Annotated in this window: 14 protein-coding genes and 1 other RNA gene; 5 read left to right on the top strand and 10 right to left on the bottom strand. The window is 66.3% G+C overall.

Annotation, left to right across the window (positions count from 1 at the left end; all coding sequences use genetic code 11):
- Positions 1–2 precede the first annotated feature (2 nt).
- From U5817_RS20310 to tssA, 4 genes are all read left to right on the top strand, one after another.
- Entirely contained in the window at positions 3–755 is a 753-nt protein-coding gene (locus U5817_RS20310) for a competence/damage-inducible protein A (protein WP_407278585.1), read from the top strand.
- Positions 752–1,525: a M48 family metallopeptidase gene (locus U5817_RS20305; RefSeq protein WP_407278584.1), complete on the top strand. Its 774-nt coding sequence runs from the start codon at positions 752–754 to the stop codon at positions 1,523–1,525. Before U5817_RS20310 ends, U5817_RS20305 begins: the two co-directional genes overlap by 4 nt.
- Positions 1,526–1,539: 14 nt before the next feature.
- Positions 1,540–1,923: a lactoylglutathione lyase gene (gene gloA, locus U5817_RS20300; RefSeq protein WP_407278583.1), complete on the top strand. Its 384-nt coding sequence runs from the start codon at positions 1,540–1,542 to the stop codon at positions 1,921–1,923.
- A gap of 74 nt (positions 1,924–1,997) precedes the next feature.
- Positions 1,998–3,062, top strand: a complete 1,065-nt coding sequence (tssA, locus tag U5817_RS20295) for a type VI secretion system protein TssA (protein ID WP_407278582.1) — start codon at positions 1,998–2,000, stop codon at positions 3,060–3,062.
- 15 nt (positions 3,063–3,077) lie between these two features.
- On the opposite strand, the gene U5817_RS20290 is transcribed toward tssA, so the two are convergent.
- From U5817_RS20290 to U5817_RS20265, 6 genes are read right to left on the bottom strand one after another with little or no spacing between them, the layout of a single operon-like run.
- A complete protein-coding gene (locus tag U5817_RS20290) occupies positions 3,078–3,860 on the bottom strand; it encodes an OmpA family protein (RefSeq protein ID WP_407278581.1) in 783 nt (260 codons plus the stop codon).
- The gene (tagF, locus tag U5817_RS20285) at positions 3,857–4,840 is read right to left on the bottom strand and encodes a type VI secretion system-associated protein TagF (RefSeq protein WP_407278580.1); all 984 of its coding nucleotides are present in this window, start codon (positions 4,838–4,840) and stop codon (positions 3,857–3,859) included. Before tagF ends, U5817_RS20290 begins: the two co-directional genes overlap by 4 nt.
- Positions 4,837–8,610, bottom strand: coding sequence for a type VI secretion system membrane subunit TssM (gene tssM, locus U5817_RS20280; protein ID WP_407278579.1), 3,774 nt, complete (start codon positions 8,608–8,610; stop codon positions 4,837–4,839). The genes tagF and tssM overlap by 4 nt, the downstream gene beginning before the upstream one ends.
- 3 nt (positions 8,611–8,613) lie before the next feature.
- The gene (locus tag U5817_RS20275; RefSeq protein WP_407278578.1) at positions 8,614–10,029 is read right to left on the bottom strand and encodes a hypothetical protein; all 1,416 of its coding nucleotides are present in this window, start codon (positions 10,027–10,029) and stop codon (positions 8,614–8,616) included.
- A gap of 17 nt (positions 10,030–10,046) precedes the next feature.
- Positions 10,047–10,313: a PAAR domain-containing protein gene (locus U5817_RS20270; RefSeq protein ID WP_169125930.1), complete on the bottom strand. Its 267-nt coding sequence runs from the start codon at positions 10,311–10,313 to the stop codon at positions 10,047–10,049.
- A gap of 56 nt (positions 10,314–10,369) precedes the next feature.
- Positions 10,370–11,212 (bottom strand): M15 family metallopeptidase, encoded by an 843-nt coding sequence (locus tag U5817_RS20265; RefSeq protein WP_407278577.1) that lies wholly within the window; start codon positions 11,210–11,212, stop codon positions 10,370–10,372.
- Positions 11,213–11,475: 263 nt separating this feature from the next.
- On the opposite strand from U5817_RS20265, the gene U5817_RS20260 reads away from it, so the two are divergent.
- Positions 11,476–11,955 carry a hypothetical protein gene (locus tag U5817_RS20260; RefSeq protein ID WP_407278576.1) on the top strand — a complete coding sequence of 160 codons (480 nt, stop codon included), beginning with the start codon at positions 11,476–11,478 and terminating at the stop codon, positions 11,953–11,955.
- 128 nt (positions 11,956–12,083) lie between these two features.
- Here U5817_RS20260 and ssrA read toward each other — a convergent pair.
- The 4 genes from ssrA to U5817_RS20240 all read right to left on the bottom strand — a co-directional run bounded on the left by ssrA (position 12,084) and on the right by U5817_RS20240 (position 15,536).
- Positions 12,084–12,461: a transfer-messenger RNA gene (gene ssrA / locus U5817_RS20255) on the bottom strand.
- 123 nt (positions 12,462–12,584) lie between these two features.
- Complete coding sequence (gene ubiG / locus U5817_RS20250; RefSeq protein ID WP_407278575.1) at positions 12,585–13,286, bottom strand: bifunctional 2-polyprenyl-6-hydroxyphenol methylase/3-demethylubiquinol 3-O-methyltransferase UbiG; 702 nt, start codon at positions 13,284–13,286, stop codon at positions 12,585–12,587.
- A gap of 105 nt (positions 13,287–13,391) precedes the next feature.
- The gene (locus U5817_RS20245; RefSeq protein ID WP_407278574.1) at positions 13,392–14,114 is read right to left on the bottom strand and encodes an OmpA family protein; all 723 of its coding nucleotides are present in this window, start codon (positions 14,112–14,114) and stop codon (positions 13,392–13,394) included.
- 102 nt (positions 14,115–14,216) lie between these two features.
- The gene (locus tag U5817_RS20240; protein WP_407278573.1) at positions 14,217–15,536 is read right to left on the bottom strand and encodes a TRZ/ATZ family hydrolase; all 1,320 of its coding nucleotides are present in this window, start codon (positions 15,534–15,536) and stop codon (positions 14,217–14,219) included.
- Positions 15,537–15,656: the final 120 nt, after the last annotated feature.

Genomic DNA, 15,656 nt, shown 5'->3' with positions numbered 1-15,656 from the left:
GGATGGCGTTCGGCGCGATCATCATCGGTGACGAGATCCTGTCCGGGCGGCGCAGCGACAAGCATCTGGCGAAACTCGTCGAGATGCTCGGTGCGCGTGGACTCAGGCTCGCCTGGGCGCGTTATGTCGGCGACGACGCGCAGCGGCTCGTCGCGACGCTGCGCGAGAGCTTCGCGACCGGCGATGTGGTGTTCAGCTTCGGAGGCATCGGTGCCACCCCGGACGACCGCACGCGCCAGAGCGCGGCGGCCGCGCTCGGTGTCGAACTTGCGCTGCACCCCGAGGCGGAGGCGATCCTGCGCGAGAAATTCGGCGCCGAGATTACGGCGCATCGCCTGCAGCTCGGCACCTATCCGCAGGGCAGCGCGATCATCCCGAATCCGTACAACCAGGTGCCGGGCTTTTCGATCCGCGGGCATTACTTTGTGCCCGGCTTCCCGGTGATGGCGTGGCCGATGATCGAATGGGTGCTCGATACGCAGTTCCGCCACCTCCACCATGCCGATGATTTCACCGAAGCGGCGATCACGGTGCTGGATGCCATGGAGGGAAAGCTGGTCGATCTGATGGAGGCCGTGACCGCAGCGTTTCCCGAGCTGGAGTTGTTCAGCCTGCCCAGCGTGCCGACGGCGCCGGGCGAACCGCGGACCATCGAGCTTGGCGTGAAAGGCCCCGCGGCGAGCGTCTCGGCTGCAATGGCGCGCATCTGCGCAGAGGTCGGAGCGCGCGGATACGCATGGCAGGCGAAGGCGTGAGCCGAGCCGCGGGTCTGGCGCGCCAGTCGCGGCCGGCGACCGAGGAGTCCCGCAGCATCCGTCTCGGCGAACGGGATCTCGACTATGTGCTGCGCCGCTCTCCGCGACGCAGCTTCGCGCTGCAGGTCGATCAACGCGGGGTTCGTGTCGCCGTGCCGTGGCCCGCGACGCAGCCCGAAATCGACCGCTTCATCCGTAGCCACCATGACTGGCTGGAGGGGAAGCTCGCCGCGCGGGTGCCGCCCGCGGCGATGGCAGTCGAGGATGGTGCCCTGTTCCCGTTGCTGGGCGAGACCTGCCGCCTGCGCCTCGCGGGCGGTGTACGTTCCGCGCGCTGGCGCCTGGGGGCGGACGGTGTCGAAGAGCTGGTAGTGCCCGACGGCGCGGGCGCCCGCAAGGCACTCGTCCGTGCGCTGCGCGCTCGTGCCCTGCCGTGGTATGGCGAACGTGTCGCGGAGTTCTGCTTCCGGCTCGGCCAGGCCGTGCCGCCGGTACGCCTGTCGTCGGCACGCACGCGCTGGGGCAGTTGCAGCAGCCGCAGCGGTATCCGTCTGCACTGGCGCCTGATCCACCTGCCGCCGGCACTCATCGACTACGTTGTCGCCCATGAGGTGGCACATCTTGCCGAAATGAACCACTCGCCGCGTTTCTGGGCTGTCGTGGGCGCGCTTTATCCGGACTGGAAGGCGGCGCGCGTGCGACTGCGCGACGCCGGGCGGGCACTGCCCGTCATCGATGGCGCCGACGCGGCGCTTCTTGCTGAAGACTGAAGAGGACCGTTGAAATGAGACTACTTCATACCATGCTGCGCGTTGGCGATCTCGATCGTTCGATCAAGTTCTACACCGAGGTCCTCGGGATGCGGCTGCTGCGCCGCCACGACTACCCGGAGGGGAAGTTCACGCTGGCTTTCATCGGTTATCAGGACGAGTCCGCGGGGGCCGTCATCGAGCTCACGCACAACTGGGGCGTGGGGTCCTACGAGATGGGCAATGCCTTCGGCCACATCGCGCTGGCGGTTCCCGATGCCTACCGTGCGTGCGACGAGATCCGCGCGCGTGGCGGCAATGTGGTGCGCGAGGCGGGGCCGATGAAGCACGGCACGACCGTGATCGCATTCGTCGAGGATCCGGACGGCTACAAGATCGAACTCATCCAGCACGCCTGAAAGTATTCGCTGATGCTGTCAGGGTAATTTCAACGTCATGTAAAATGGTGGTTTGGCCTGAACCGGAACCGCCCATGGATTTTGCTCCACTGCTTCGCCCGCTGGCCGGTAATCGCTGCGGCGAGGACCTCACCTTCTCTGCGCTGTTCGACGAGATCCAGGAGGCGCGCCGCTGCGACGATCCCTCGGTGAGTCAGGGTGAGTGGGTGAGACCGCTCAAGGAGGCCGACTGGCCGCGCGTTGCCCGTCTTTGCGAGGATGCGCTGGCATCCAGGGCGAAGGATGTCCGTCTCGCCGTCTGGTTGACCGAGGCGGTGGCGCGAACCCGCGGATTCGCCGGTCTCGCCGATGGCTACCGCCTGGTGGCCGGCTTGTGCGAAGCGTATTGGGATGACATCCATCCGCTTCCCGACGACGGTGACCAGGAGATGCGCGCCGGCAATCTCGACTGGCTGGTGGCCCAGTCCCGCCGCATCGTGCGCGATACGCCCATTACCGATTCCCCGCGGGGATCCTTGTCGATGGGTGATCTCGAATCCGCGCGTAATCTGGCCGCCTGCCTGGAGCGGAACCCGCAGGAAGCCGAGTTCCTCATGCGTGCCGCGCCGGTGACGCTCGATCAATTCGAGGCCGCGCGCCGCGACACGTCCCGTGATTTTTTCAGCCGCGTTGCCGCCGAGGCGGAAGCGGCGCGGGGGGCGCTGGACGAGCTGGAGCGGGTCGTGGATGCCAAGCTCGGACTGGATGGCCCGGGTTTCGACGATGCACGCCAGGCGCTCATCGAGGTGCTGGAGACCGCGCGGCGGTTCGGTGGCGAGGCGCCGGCCCCGACTCCGCACTTGCTCGGGGCTGCGCCCGCGGGCGGCGGGCGCAGCCCCGCCGGTGAGAGGGCACCGGGTGCTGGGGGTCAGGGGGTGATCGCTACGCGGGCCGATGCGATAGAGCGGCTCCGCGAGGTGGCGGACTTCTTCCGACGCACCGAGCCTCACAGTCCGGTGGCCTATCTCGCCGACAAGGCGGCACGCTGGGGCGAGATGTCGCTGCACGAGTGGCTGCGCACGGTGGTCCGCGACGACGGGGCTCTCTCGCACGTGGAGGAGCTGCTCGGGCTCGTGTCCCCGGATGTGCCCGGGCGCTGAACGGCCGGGCCCGGGTCACTCGGCAAGCCGGAATTCGATCCGGCGATTGCGCGCGCGACCCTCCGGCGTGTCGTTGGGTGTCACGGGACGGTCGGGGCCGGCGCCCCGCGCGCTCAATCCAGCTGCCGGAATGCCCTTGCCCGTAAGGTAGTTCTTCACCGTGTCGGCGCGGGCGAGACTCAAGGCGATGTTGGCTGCCCGGTTCCCGGTGGAGTCCGTATGTCCGATGATATCGACGCGGGGGCGCTCGAGTCTGGCAATGACTGCAGCCATTTCGTCGAGGATGGCAACGCCGGTCGGCGTCAGGATCGCGGATCCGCTCTCGAACTCGACCACGCGATCAGCAAGCGTCTGATCGAGCATTGCCTGCGCGCCGGCTGGCACGCGCAGCCCGTTATTGACCGTGTAGGTCGGATTGAGCACTGTCGCAATCTCGCTGGCGAGCTGCTGCCGCCGGGCTTCGTTGGCAACGTTGCCGCTGATCGTGACCTGGGTGCCGTTGACCTCCAGCTGGCCCTGGCGGACGTCGCGGATGCCGTTCCCGAGGGTCTTGACGACGTGGCCGCTCCAGCCCGGTGGTGCGACGACGCCCCCCGAGTCCAGACGGTCGACAACCTTCTCCGCGCCATAGAGTTCGCGCAGGCGGGAAATGATGGCCACGCGGGCGCTCTCGTCAGGTACCGTGCCGGTGACGTGCACCAGACCGTCCGACGCGGGGTTTTGCGGTGGCGGTGCGCTCATGCCGGCCGCGGCATAGAGCAGCCCCGCCGCGAGTGCGAAACTGAGCTTCAAGATCATTCTCCGAAAAATACTTCCCTGAAGGTGGCGAGCCCCATTGCGAGCGACGTCCCGGGCTGGGCGAGATAGCTCGACAGCTTGGCGATTCCGTAGTCGCCGGTCAGGTCCGGGTGCGTGTCTATCCACTCGGGATCTTCCAGGCTCACGACGGCGTCGGGTGCGCTTGCCGGCGAGATCAGGCTGACGAGGGGCAGTGGCGAGGCGCCGTTGAAGCCGACGGTCAGCGTGTTGCGTCCCGCAACCGGTGCCTGCAGCAGCTGGAGTTCGCAGGAGGTGTTGCGGAGAAAGCCGCTGATGACGTTTACCCAGACCTGCGCCAGCCCGTCCCGCAGTCCGACGTCGTCCGGAAGGGGCAGCCGCAGGCCGCGGTCGATCGCGGGCGGGTTGCTCCCGAGCAACGGGCGCAGCAGCACGCCGAGGGCGAGGATGATGCGGCGGGCCTGTCCATTACCGCCGTCGTGCCCGAGCAGCCGGTCAAGGTCAGCCATCGTCGTTGCGGCGGGCATTGCGCCGGTGCCCGACGGTTGTGCGATGTGCGCGAGCTCCTCGCTGCAGTCGATGCGCGCAAGCGCGTGCAGCATCGACGCGGGTTCCTCGGCCGTTCGAGCCAGGCCGACCAGGTGCCCGAACTTTGCCCACAGCGAGGACAGGGCCAGTGGCCCGGGCGGGGCATGTCCGGCCTCCGACTCGATCGTCGACGCGACGAGAAAGGGGAAGCGGCGGGACGATGCGTCGTGGCTCGGCTGCAGGTGGCCGACGACGGAGAGGCGGCTGCGCGGACCGACGAAGGCGAAGTGCACCGGGCTCATGCTGTCGTAGGGAACGCGCCAGCGCGGATCTGCCGACAGCAGGTTCATGCTCTCCGAGATCCAGCGATCGAGCATCGCGATCAGTTGCGCCGATCCGCCTCCCTTCACGAAGTCGCCACGCGTGGGCAGCTTGCCGAAATAGCCTGTGGCGTGGATGGCAGCCGCCTTCATTGCACACCCCCGTGCGGCTGAGTCGTGGTTGCGAGCGTGGCCGCGCCGCCGGGGCCGATGGCGGCCTGTGTCTTCGCGTCGTCTCCGGCTACGCTGGCGGGGAGCGGGGCGTTGCGGCCGCCCCTGGGGCTGGCCTCTTTGCCTGTCTGCACGTCCGGGCTGCTCACGATCTTGAGCGTGACTGGCACCGACACCTCGCCAGTGTGCCAGGCGAGGTTGAACGAGCCGTCTGCGTTGCGTGTGCGCGTGGCGGAGTTGATCAGCTTTTCGAGTCCGAAGCGCCCACTGAAGTTTGCGACCTCGATTTCCTGTCCGTCGAAGGTCGTCGCGACGACTCGCGCGCCCGGTGTTCCCGCCGGATTGGGCCACACGAAGGTGGCCCACTGGGCGGCGCCGTTGCGGTAGCGCAGTCTTTGCCCATCGATCTCGATGGTGTATTCGGTCGTGCCCGGCGAGGGCTGCGGCAGCATCCGGAAGCTCGTCTGCGCAACCGGCGCGGCCGGGGTGGCGCTGCCGCCCTCCAGGGGGGCGACCCAGCCCGGGAAAGCCGCGAGGAACTCGGGGCGCAGGCGGATACCGAGATCGCCCCACGTCCGCGCCTCGATATAGTCGCCGCGCCGCACCATCAGCGGCCCGATGCTCGCAGCCGCGTACTTCGAGATCGCGCCCTCGGGGCCGAAGATCTGCGCGATCTCGGCCGGCGTCGCTTCTATGCCCGACGCGGCGTCGAACGGATACTTTCCGGCAAGCTGCCGGCCGAAGGGCTCATGCACGTTCGCGATCCAGCTCTTGTCGAGCTCCCGCTCGGCCGGGCCGATCAGGGCTGCGAAGGTCTGCAGCAAGGGGCGCACCAGCAGCGGGCGGAGCACTTCACGCTGATTGTCAGGCATGCCCGTCAGCATCTGCTCGTCCACGAACCGCAGCGTGTCGGCAAGTTCCGAGTTGCCGCCTTCGATCGTTTCGCTCATCAGCTTCACGGCGCCGGGACCCGGGTCGCCCTGGTTGGCGAGGAGGTTGAGGCGCGTCCGCAACCCGGAAAGCCGGCGCAGGTACAGGTCCAGTATCGATTCCCCGTTGTCGCGGCGTGCAATCAGACGACCGACGCCGGCGAATTCCTGGCCGATGGCGCCCATCGGGCTGGCCGGAGCCGTTGTGGAAGAGGGGGCCTCGAGCGTGACCGGTGCGGGCGACATGCGCAGGATCGACTGCTTGAACCATTCGATGAAGCCTTTTTGCGCACGTGCGGCTACCGCATGGCTGACCCCGGGGTTGTCCCAGGCGGTCTGCTCATGCACGGTCCGCAGCAGTTTCCCCAGGGGAGATGCGGTCACGTCGCCGAGGCGATTCATGGCTGCCACGGCGGCGGGGAAGCCGTCGAATCCGCTGACGCCGATGCCTGTGACGAATTTCTGCCATTCCTGGACGTATTCCTTCTTGTATTTCGCCACGAGCATCTTCTGGATCTGCTCGGGGCTGCCGGCGAGGGAGAGGTCGTCTTTCCCGCTGGTGTCGAGGACCCAGTCCGTGCTCCGCAACTCTCCCGTCGCAGCATCCTTGATCGCGTCCTCGACATAACTGCGCCACGCGTCGGCGGTGAATGCGCCGGATATCACGTGGCTGCCGCTGACCAGCCCGGTGTCGTCCGGGCCGACGAGGTTCGCGACCGTCACGGGCGGGAAGCGGGTGGCCGCCCGCGCCTTGATGTCGCCGTAGACGCGCTCGATTGCGGGCATGCCGCGCACCACATGGCGTAGCGTCGCACGGGTCTCGTCGATCACCGAGAGCTTGCCTGCGATGGTCGGCCAGCCGGGGTCGTTCGCATGTCGCAGGTGGAAACTGATGATCCGCTCCGCGCTGCGCATCATCTGCTCGCGCGGCATGGAGCCGCGATTGGCATCCAGCCACGTCCGCCAGTAGCGGCTAAGCTGATCGGAGAGATGGCCGACCTCGGTATGCGTCCGGTCGCCCAGCATCAGATAGGTCTTCAGGGCGTTGTAGGCGTCTTCGACGTTGGTCGGCGACGTTTCCTTGTACGGCTGCGCCTCCGCGGGCGCCTCGCCCGCAACCGCCCCCTGGCCGGGGTTGTCGCTCGGCCGCAGCCGGCCGGCATTGCGATTGACGGCTGCAAGGAAACCTTCGATGCTCTCGCCGACCGGGCGGAGCATGATTTCCCTGACGCCCCGGTAGTACTCCTCAAGCAGTCTGGATTTCACTTCCTTGCCCTGGAACAGCCCGAGACCGAGCGAACGCGACGGTTCCGTGTCGAAGCGTTCGAGCTGTGCGATGCGCTCCTGGAGCAGTTCGAGCGCTTCGAGCCGCGACTGCAGGTCGACGCGGTCTTCCTGAATGCGCACGGCGCGTTCGAGGTCGGCGCGGACGTTGTCGACGAGGCTGCGGTTGTTGGCGTAGGACCAGCTCCATCCCGCCAGCGAAAGGCCCAGCAGCGCCGCCGCTGCCAGCGAGGTGGCGTGATGCAGGCGTTTCTTGCGCCGGCTCGCGTAGTGCCGTACCAGGTTGCGGTCGGCGAAGATCACCTTCGAGAAGAGATCCTTCAGGAAAAAGCCGTTGTTCGAGGCGATCCGTGCAGCAGCCGGGCCATCGCCGGCAAGTCCGAAGCGCTTTTCCACCCGCTCGCTGGAGCTGCTGGGCGTCTCCCCGCTCTGGATCGCCGAGGTGATGTAGAAGCCGCGGAAGATCGGCTTGAACTGGAAAGGGTTCTCCTCGAACAGAGTGGCGATGAAGGACCGCAGGGCCGGCTTGATTGCGGCGAACTCGAGTGGGAACGTGAGCAATCCGGGCGGCATCCGTTCGCCGCGGGCAATCGACATCTGAGCCACGCTCATTTCGCGCAGCCCTTCGTACAATTCGTCGAAGTGGCGCTCGAACAGCCCGATGGCGTCGTTGCTTCCTGCGGTTTCGTAGGGCAGGGTCGCTCCCCACACGCGGTCGCGCTCGTTCCAGTCCACGTCCTGGAAGAACTCGTTGAACCCCGCGATGAGGTCGGCCTTCGAGAACATCACGTAGATCGGCGCGAACACTTCGAGCCGTTCGGTGAGTTCCTGAACCCGCTGTCGCAGATTCTTGGCCAGCGTGATCGCGAAGCCTGGCGGATTGCGGAGCAGCTCGCCGACGCTCACCGTGACGATGATGCCGTTGATCGGCGCGAGCGGACGATTCTTCTTCAGCAGATCCAGAAAACCCAGCCATTCCTCGCGGTCCTCTTCGTGGACGGAGTAGCGGCCGGCGGTGTCGAGGAGGATTCCCTCGGTCGTGAAGAACCAGTCGCAGTTGCGCGTCCCGCCGAGCCCCTGCACGACGCTGCCGGCGGCATCGCCGAGAGGGAAGGTGAGCCCGGAGTTGACGACGGCCGTGCTCTTGCCCGCCGCGGGGTTGCCAATCGTGATGTACCACGGCAGCTCGTACAGCGCGGCGCGTCCGGAGACCAGCCCCAGCTTCGATGTCTTGATCGTGCGGATGGCTTCCTTCATGCGCCGGCGCAGGGTTTCGATTTCCCCCTTCGTCCGGCCTTCGCCATCGCCCGTGCGCGGGTCGAGCATCCGTTCGAGTGCGGACTCGGCGAGGCCGGCCCGGCGTCGCCGCCAGGCCCACACGGCGATCCAGAGCGCGAGGACGGCGCACGAGGCGATCGCCGCCCAGGCCAAGGCGAGCTCAAGCGTTTCGGCGCCCAGCATCAGGAAGCTGGCGAGGGCCAGTACGCCGATGAAGGACAGGGTGCGCGAGTCGGTGAGAAAGGTGCGGAGATAAGACATCGGTCAGGTGGCGTCAGGAGCAGGGTCAGGCGTTGGCGCGGGGGACGTGGGCGCCGGCGGGCGGGCGTCGACGATGATTGCCGCGCGGGCGTGGGGGGATTGGCAGGTCAGGCACAGGGCGACGCCTTCGGATGCGCTGGCGGCCTCGGCCGCACAGAGCAGCGTCACGAGTCCGCCGATCGGCGCGGTAAAGCCGGTCGCATTCCCGAGACTGAGCATGTCCGACAGCGGTTCGAGCGTCGGGAAGCGTTCCGAGAGCGTGCGCAGGAGATCCTTCGTGATCGGAGCCCGGTGGTCGGCGTCGGCAAGTACATTCGAGACGCGCGCCGCGTCGACTTGCTTGTCCGTCAGGATCGCGTCGATGAGGCTGCCCAAGAGGGAGGCGCCCGTCTTTGCCAGGGAAGCATCAGCGGGGCTGACTCTGCCTGATGCAGCGTGCGACAGGCGGGGAGACGACAGATGCCGGACGAGGGTCGCTCCCGAGCGGTTCGCGAGCACGAGCACCGCTGCCGCTTCGCCCGGGATACGGCCGTCCTGCATGCTCGCCGTGAACAGTTGCGATGCGGTCTCCCAGGCCGCAACCGTCCGCTCGTCGATATGCGACACGGCGCCCAGTACCAGTGCAAAGGCCGGGGACGACAAGCGGTCGAGCTCGTCAGCCAGGGCGTCGATGAGCTCGAAGGCATCGGCGTCATCCCGCGGGTGGTGGAATCGAACGTCCGTCGCCGCAATGTCGCGCGGAGCGAGGTGCTCGCGCCGTAGCCAGCTCGCGAGGCGGGCGCCGTGTGCGTCCTCCCTCTCCCGGTCCGAAAGCCACAGGACGATCCGGATTGCAGGGGCGGGAGCGATGAACTCCGCAAGGTCGTCGAGCGCACGGGGGAGTGCGCTGTGCAGCAGTGCCAGCGCACGCGCGTCCTGTTCTCCGTCTGTCAGACAAATGTCGACGGAATGGTCGTGCGGCGTCCCGCCGGGATCCTCGGGTGAAAGGTCGGCGACGCGCGCGGCGAACACGGGAAAGCCATGCGCATCACGGAGGTCGTCGTCGAGCGCCGGGGCGCATCCTTGCCGGGCTGCATCGAGTACTTGCGCCGCCTCGGTACCATGAGCGCACTGCAGGGCGAAGGCGATCAGGTATGTTTCCGGGCGGTGCGTTGGGGCGGATGCAGCGGCTGGCCGGGTCTCGCTGTTTCCGCTCGCATGGGCAACCGTGGCGGCGGGGGGCTGGCGCAGGTGCTCGATGACGGTGCGCAGGAGCCAGAAGCCGGCCAAGAGCGTTGCCGGCAGGAGGAGCAGATGCGTGGCGAGTTCAACCGTTCCGGGTTCGTATCCGACGGCCCGCCACCAGCCGAGGACGAGCGCCCAGACCAGTGCGGTCGCGAGAACTCCGAGGACGACGGGCCTCAGTACGAAGGCGAACATGGGATCGCGATCCGGCGTCAGTCGACCGTGAGCGCCTGCGAGGCGATCAGGATTGCGCCGCAGGCAGTCCTGTCGCCATGGCGCGCGGCCGGACGCCCGTCGATGAGGGTGGTCGGGTCGCCGGTCGCGATGACGGTCACGCGGCCGTGCCCTTTGCGCGGGCAGGTGACCTGGTCGCCGACTCTTGCGATGCCTTTGCCATTGCAGTCGCTACTGAGCGAAGCGCCGATCACGGTGCCGCCGTGATCGGTCCGGTCGCCGATGACGATGAATGGACGTGCCATGGGAAATGGATCCTCCTGGTTGCTGGTGGGTGTTGCGGACCGGCCTGTGCTTCGGTTCAGGAACGTCCGGCCGGAAGCGCTTCGCGGCGGCGCAGTTCGACGTGCCCGAGATCCATCATCTTCCAGCGTCCGCCCCAGGTCAGGCCCGCTGCCTCGGCGAGCACGCCATAGAATTCGTAGCCGCGCATGGCCCAGGGGTCGCGTTCGGAGATGACGAGTCTGCCGTCTCGCAGGAATGCGACATCGGCGGCGAGGCCGTGCTGGTGATAGCTCAGGTTCGGGGCGGCCTGGGTTACGGAGGGGCCGCGCAACAGCAACTCAGCCTGACGCTCCGGGCTGCGATAGCCTTCGAGCAGTACTGCCTGGTAGCCGTGTTGCTCCTCGAGCAGTTTGAATACGGTGAGCAGGCGTTGCCGGAACTCGCCATCGAGCAGATTCCAGTCCCGACTCGCATTCCCGAGCGACGGCCTGAGCATCTCGACTTCGGTCGTGGCAAAGACGGCGGGCGGAAGCGGAGGTGGCGGTGCGAGGTGCTCTCCGGCCAGCAATGCGGCGATCTTGCGGTCGGGCGGCGTGTCGTCCGGAGCGAACTCGAAGATTGCCCGTTGCGACAGTGCGAGCACGGCCAAGGGCGGTACGAGGGCGAGCACGAGGGCGGAAAACGCAACCGGGCGGTTTTCGATCAACGGAATCGAAATCCCGGTGCCCCCGTAGCGCACGAAACCGAGACCGGTCGCCACAAACCTGATGGCGGCCCGGAACCTGCCTTGCAAGGCTGCGGCAATTCCATGAATGCGTGCCGATCCGCCGGCAAGAAAGGTGCGTCGACGCGGCGGATGGCGGATGAGTGCCAGTCCGATGCAGACGAGCGCGAAGTATGCGACCGGGGCGGCGAACAAAAGTGGTGAATTCACGGTGCCGGGGCTGGGCAGGGAAATGCCTGTGTCGGTAAAATCGGCTATTGTATATGAATATGGCAAATGGATCGGTGCACGTGATGTCTGATGCTTCCAACGGAACAGCCACCGCGATGGCGGCTCGGCCCCTGCCCAGCCTCTTTGCGTCGAGTCTGCGCGCGCAAGGACCTGGTGATGTTCGAATTCTCGACGAGCTGTCCGCGGGCAGAGGATTGGGTGCGCGAGGGGGAGGGGTCGGCGTGGTTATGGCCGCCGGTGCCGCGCTGGCGGTCGCGGGTGTGCTGATTTTCGTGATGTGGGAGCCCTGGCGTGTGCCCGTCGGCGAAAGCGCGGGTGGACGGGAGTCGTTGGATGTGGTCGCGGTGAGTGCTCCGGTGGAGACGGAAACCCGTCCGGAGCGCCTGCCCATGATGCAGGCGCCCGTGATGCCGCCCGTGCCAGAGTTCCGTGCGCCGGCGGCGATCATCGTCGAGGTGCCCGCGCAACGCGTTGAGCCGCCGAGAATCGTCGATAGCCGGTCTGGCGGCGCGAAGCGCGTTGCGCAACGGGAGGTGGCGCGCGCCTCCGCTGCAAGCGCGAAGTCGAAGCCGGGCGGGGAGCGCGCGGCGGAAGCGAGGCGTGGCGCTCCGCTAGTGCGGATGCAGCCGGCTGTGCCGAAGCATGCTGAAGAGCGGGTCGATGCTGACGTCCAGGTGATCGAAGCAATCGTCACCCGCGCGCGCTGACATCGATATAACCGTCCTCATCGAATCTTCGGTCCCGCGCGCGCAGGGCAGGATCGCTGCCCCGGGGGTGAAGATTGGTGCGGCAGAAAATGAAAACGCCAAGACAAGTCATTGTCTTGGCGTTGAATTGGTGGAGCCGGGGGGAATTGAACCCCCGTCCGCAAGCCCTCCACAGACAGCTCTACATACTTAGCCAACCTATTTGGATTTAACTCCTGTCTTAGCCGGTCGGCAGGCCGGACAGAAGCGAGTCACCTTACCTTTAGCTGTTGCGCCAAGTGGCCCGGCGCAACTCGCGAGTCTCTGTAAATGACACTGCAGCGGCTCAGCTTACGCTGAGACCACCCGGCCCAGAGACCTGCCGGTGCAGCGCCCGCCGGGATTAAGCGGCGAGAGCGAAACGCTCGTCGTTGGCGTTTGTTTGTTTCCAGATGGATTTACGAGGTGACTGGTCCTCGGTATGCACTGCGCTGCTTTGCGACCCACGTCGAAGCCAGGTCGGCCCCTTGTGTATCACGCTACGAATCTGGTGGCGGTACACCCGATTTCAAGTGCCAGTCTAGCACTTTTTGCACCGGCGACCGGAAACTTTCGCTTCCCGGTCGCGCGAGTCCGTTCTTGCGTTTGCGTCAGGCCTCGCGTCGTGCCTGAAGCATGTAATTCACGCTCGTATCGTGACCCAGGGAATAGGTCTGGGTAAGGGGGTTGTAGCTCATTCCGAGGAGCTCGGCGCTCTCCAGTCCGGCATTCCTGCAGAAGCGTGCAAGTTCCGACGGCTTGATGAACTTTGCGTACTCGTGCGTTCCCCGCGGCAGCAGGTTCAGGATGTACTCCGCGCCGACCACGGCAAACAGATAGGCTTTGAAATTGCGGTTGAGCGTGGAGAAAAAGACTTGCCCGCCCGGTTTGACGAGCTTGGCGCAGGCCGCGACGGTGCTGGCGGGGTCGGGGACGTGTTCGAGCATCTCCATGCACGTCACGACGTCGAATTCGCCGGGATGCCGCGCAGCGAACTCCTCGGCGCTGCAGTGCTGGTAATCCACCTTGTGCCCCGATTCGAACAGGTGCAGGCGGGCGACGCCCAGCGCTTTTTCAGACAGGTCGATCCCGGTGACCTGGGCTCTCAGTGCCGCCATGCTTTCTGACAGGATCCCCCCGCCGCAGCCTACGTCGAGGACGCGTTTGCCCGCGACGTTCGCGTGGCCGTCGATCCAGCGCAGCCGCAGGGGATTGATTTCATGCAGGGGTTTGAATTCGGACGTGGGGTCCCACCAGCGGTGGGCGAGGTCGCTGAATTTCTGCAGTTCGGCCGGATCGGCGTTGGTATTCATGGCTCGGGTCTCGACTTTGTTCGGGCGAAGACGCTATTGGAGCAAGGGAGAGGCGGAAATGAAAAGGCCCTGCCGAAGCAGGGCCTTTGACCGAATCAGGCGGGATTACTTCGTGCCGACCAGTTCGATTTCGACGCGACGGTCCGGCTGCAGGCACTCGATCAGCTTCTTGCGGCCCAGCTTGTCCGAGCAGTTCTTGCCGGTAACCGGCTGGCGCTCGCCCTTGCCTTCGGTGTAGACGCGGTTGGCTTCGATGCCCTTGCTGACCAGGTAGGTCTTCACGGCGTTGGCACGGCGCTCGGACAGCTTCTGGTTGTAGGAATCGGAGCCCAGACGGTCGGTGTGACCGACGGCGAGGATCACTTCGAGCTTGATGCCCTTAGCCTTGGCGGCGAGGTCGTCGAGCTTGGTCTTGCCTTCGGGCTTCAGCACGGCCTTGTCGAAGTCGAACAGCGCGTCGGCTGACAGCTTGACCTTGTCGGCGGTGGGCTTCGGCGTGGCGGCGGCGGGAGCCGGTGCAGCCGCGGGGGCGGCGGCCGGAGCCGGTGCGCACTTGTCCTTCGGCACGATGTCGCTGTCGCACTCGCAACCGACCGGCAGTTGGCCCGCCATCGCGGTGCCGGCAGCAGCCGGGCTCCAGTAGCCGGTGCGCCAGCACAGGCCGGTGCCGCTGCGGGCGACGACGTTGCGGCCGTCGATCAGGTAGGGGATTTCACCCTTGCCATCCACCACGACGTCTTTCACCTGGGCAAAGACAGTGGATGCGGAGAGGCCGATCGAGGCGATGGCGGCCAGGGCGAACATCTGCTTTTTGGTCTGTTTGATCATAATTTCCTCGTCGATTGGCAAGAGGATGAATAGGGTAACAATTAAGCCTGCCAAGGCTGATGCGTTGATTCTCGCGACAGCAACTCGCAGCACATATCCAGTTCAGTTACTAAGTCTAGTTTGCCACAGCGCGGCAAAGCCAAGCAATTCCGTGTCGTTTAATTGCAACACTGCATTCCCTTTATCCACGCGGATCTCGCCCGCAACCCATACGTGCGAGACATGTTCGCGGCCCGCCACGTGCACGAGGTGGGACGCCGGGTTGAAGCACGGGCGGGTCTCGAAGGTGTCGAGGGCGATCGCGCAGAGATCGGCTGCCTTCCCCGCTTCGATGGAGCCGATGCGGTCGCCGAGGCCAAGGGCTCGGGCACCGTTCAGGGTGGCCATGCGCAGCGCGGCATGCGCGGGCAGGGTGGTGGCGTCGAGCGTCGATACCTTGGCGAGAAGGCTGGCGTGGCGGATTTCCTGGAACAGGTCCAGGCGGTTGTTGCTCGCGGCGCCGTCGGTGCCGAGGCCGGTGAGGATGTCCGCCGCCTGCAGCCTGGCGAGCGGTGCGATGCCGCTCGCGAGTTTCATGTTCGAGGTGGGGCAGTGGGCAATGCTGCAGTGGTGGCGCTGCAGCAACTCGATGTCGGAGTCGTCGAGATGCACTGCATGCACGCCGATGAAATTTTCGCCCAGCAGGTCGAGTCCGGCCAGCCTCGCCAGCGGGCGCTTGCCGAATTGGGCGATGGAGTCCGCGACTTCCTGTGCGGTTTCGTGGATATGGGTGTGAATCGGGATGTCGAGCTCTGCGGCAAGGGCTGCGATGCGCACGAACGTGGCGTCCGAGACGGTGTAGGGCGCATGCGGCGCGAGGGCGAAGCCGATCAGCGGGTGGTTCTTCCACGCGTCCCTCGCAGCGAGGCCCTTGCGCAGATAGTCGTCGGCGTCGCTGGCGTAGGGCGTCGGGAATTCGAGCGTGGTGAGGCCGATCACGGCGCGCATGCCTAGCAGGTCGAAGGCCTCGGCGGCTGCGGCGGGGTGGAAGTACATTTCATTGCAGGTGGTGATGCCGCCGCGCAGCATCTCGGCGATCGCCAGCAAGGTGCCTTCGCGCACGAAGGCGTTCGAGACGTGCTTCCCTTCGGTGGGCCAGATCGCTTCCTGCAGCCAGCGCATCAGCGGAAGGTCGTCCGCGATGCCGCGCATCAGCGCCATGGGGCTGTGTGCGTGGAGGTTTACCAGGCCGGGAATGAGAACGTGATCGGACAGGCTGATGCTGCGGTCCGCGCGGTAGCGGGTGCGGGCGAGCTCCTGCGGGAGAAGATCCATGATCTTTCCGCCGCGGATCACTACCGCGTGGTGTTCCAGCGTCAGGTTTGCGGGTTCGACGGGAATGACCCAGCGTGCATTGATCACGAGGTCGGCGGGTTGGCTCACCGTGTAGTCTCCATGTGGTGGTCGGGCGGTGTGTTGCCCGCCTGCCAGCCGGTCCGGGGGCGGGAATCGCGGATGGCGCGGTTTTCGCGACGCGCGGGCGGTCGCCGGGCGGCTGTGCTT

The organism is Aromatoleum evansii (genome assembly GCF_045689615.1).
Taxonomy (GTDB): Bacteria; Pseudomonadota; Gammaproteobacteria; order Burkholderiales; family Rhodocyclaceae; genus Aromatoleum; species Aromatoleum evansii.
The sequence above is the reverse complement of the archived record's forward strand: the minus strand, read 5'-3'. Positions and strand labels throughout refer to the sequence as shown.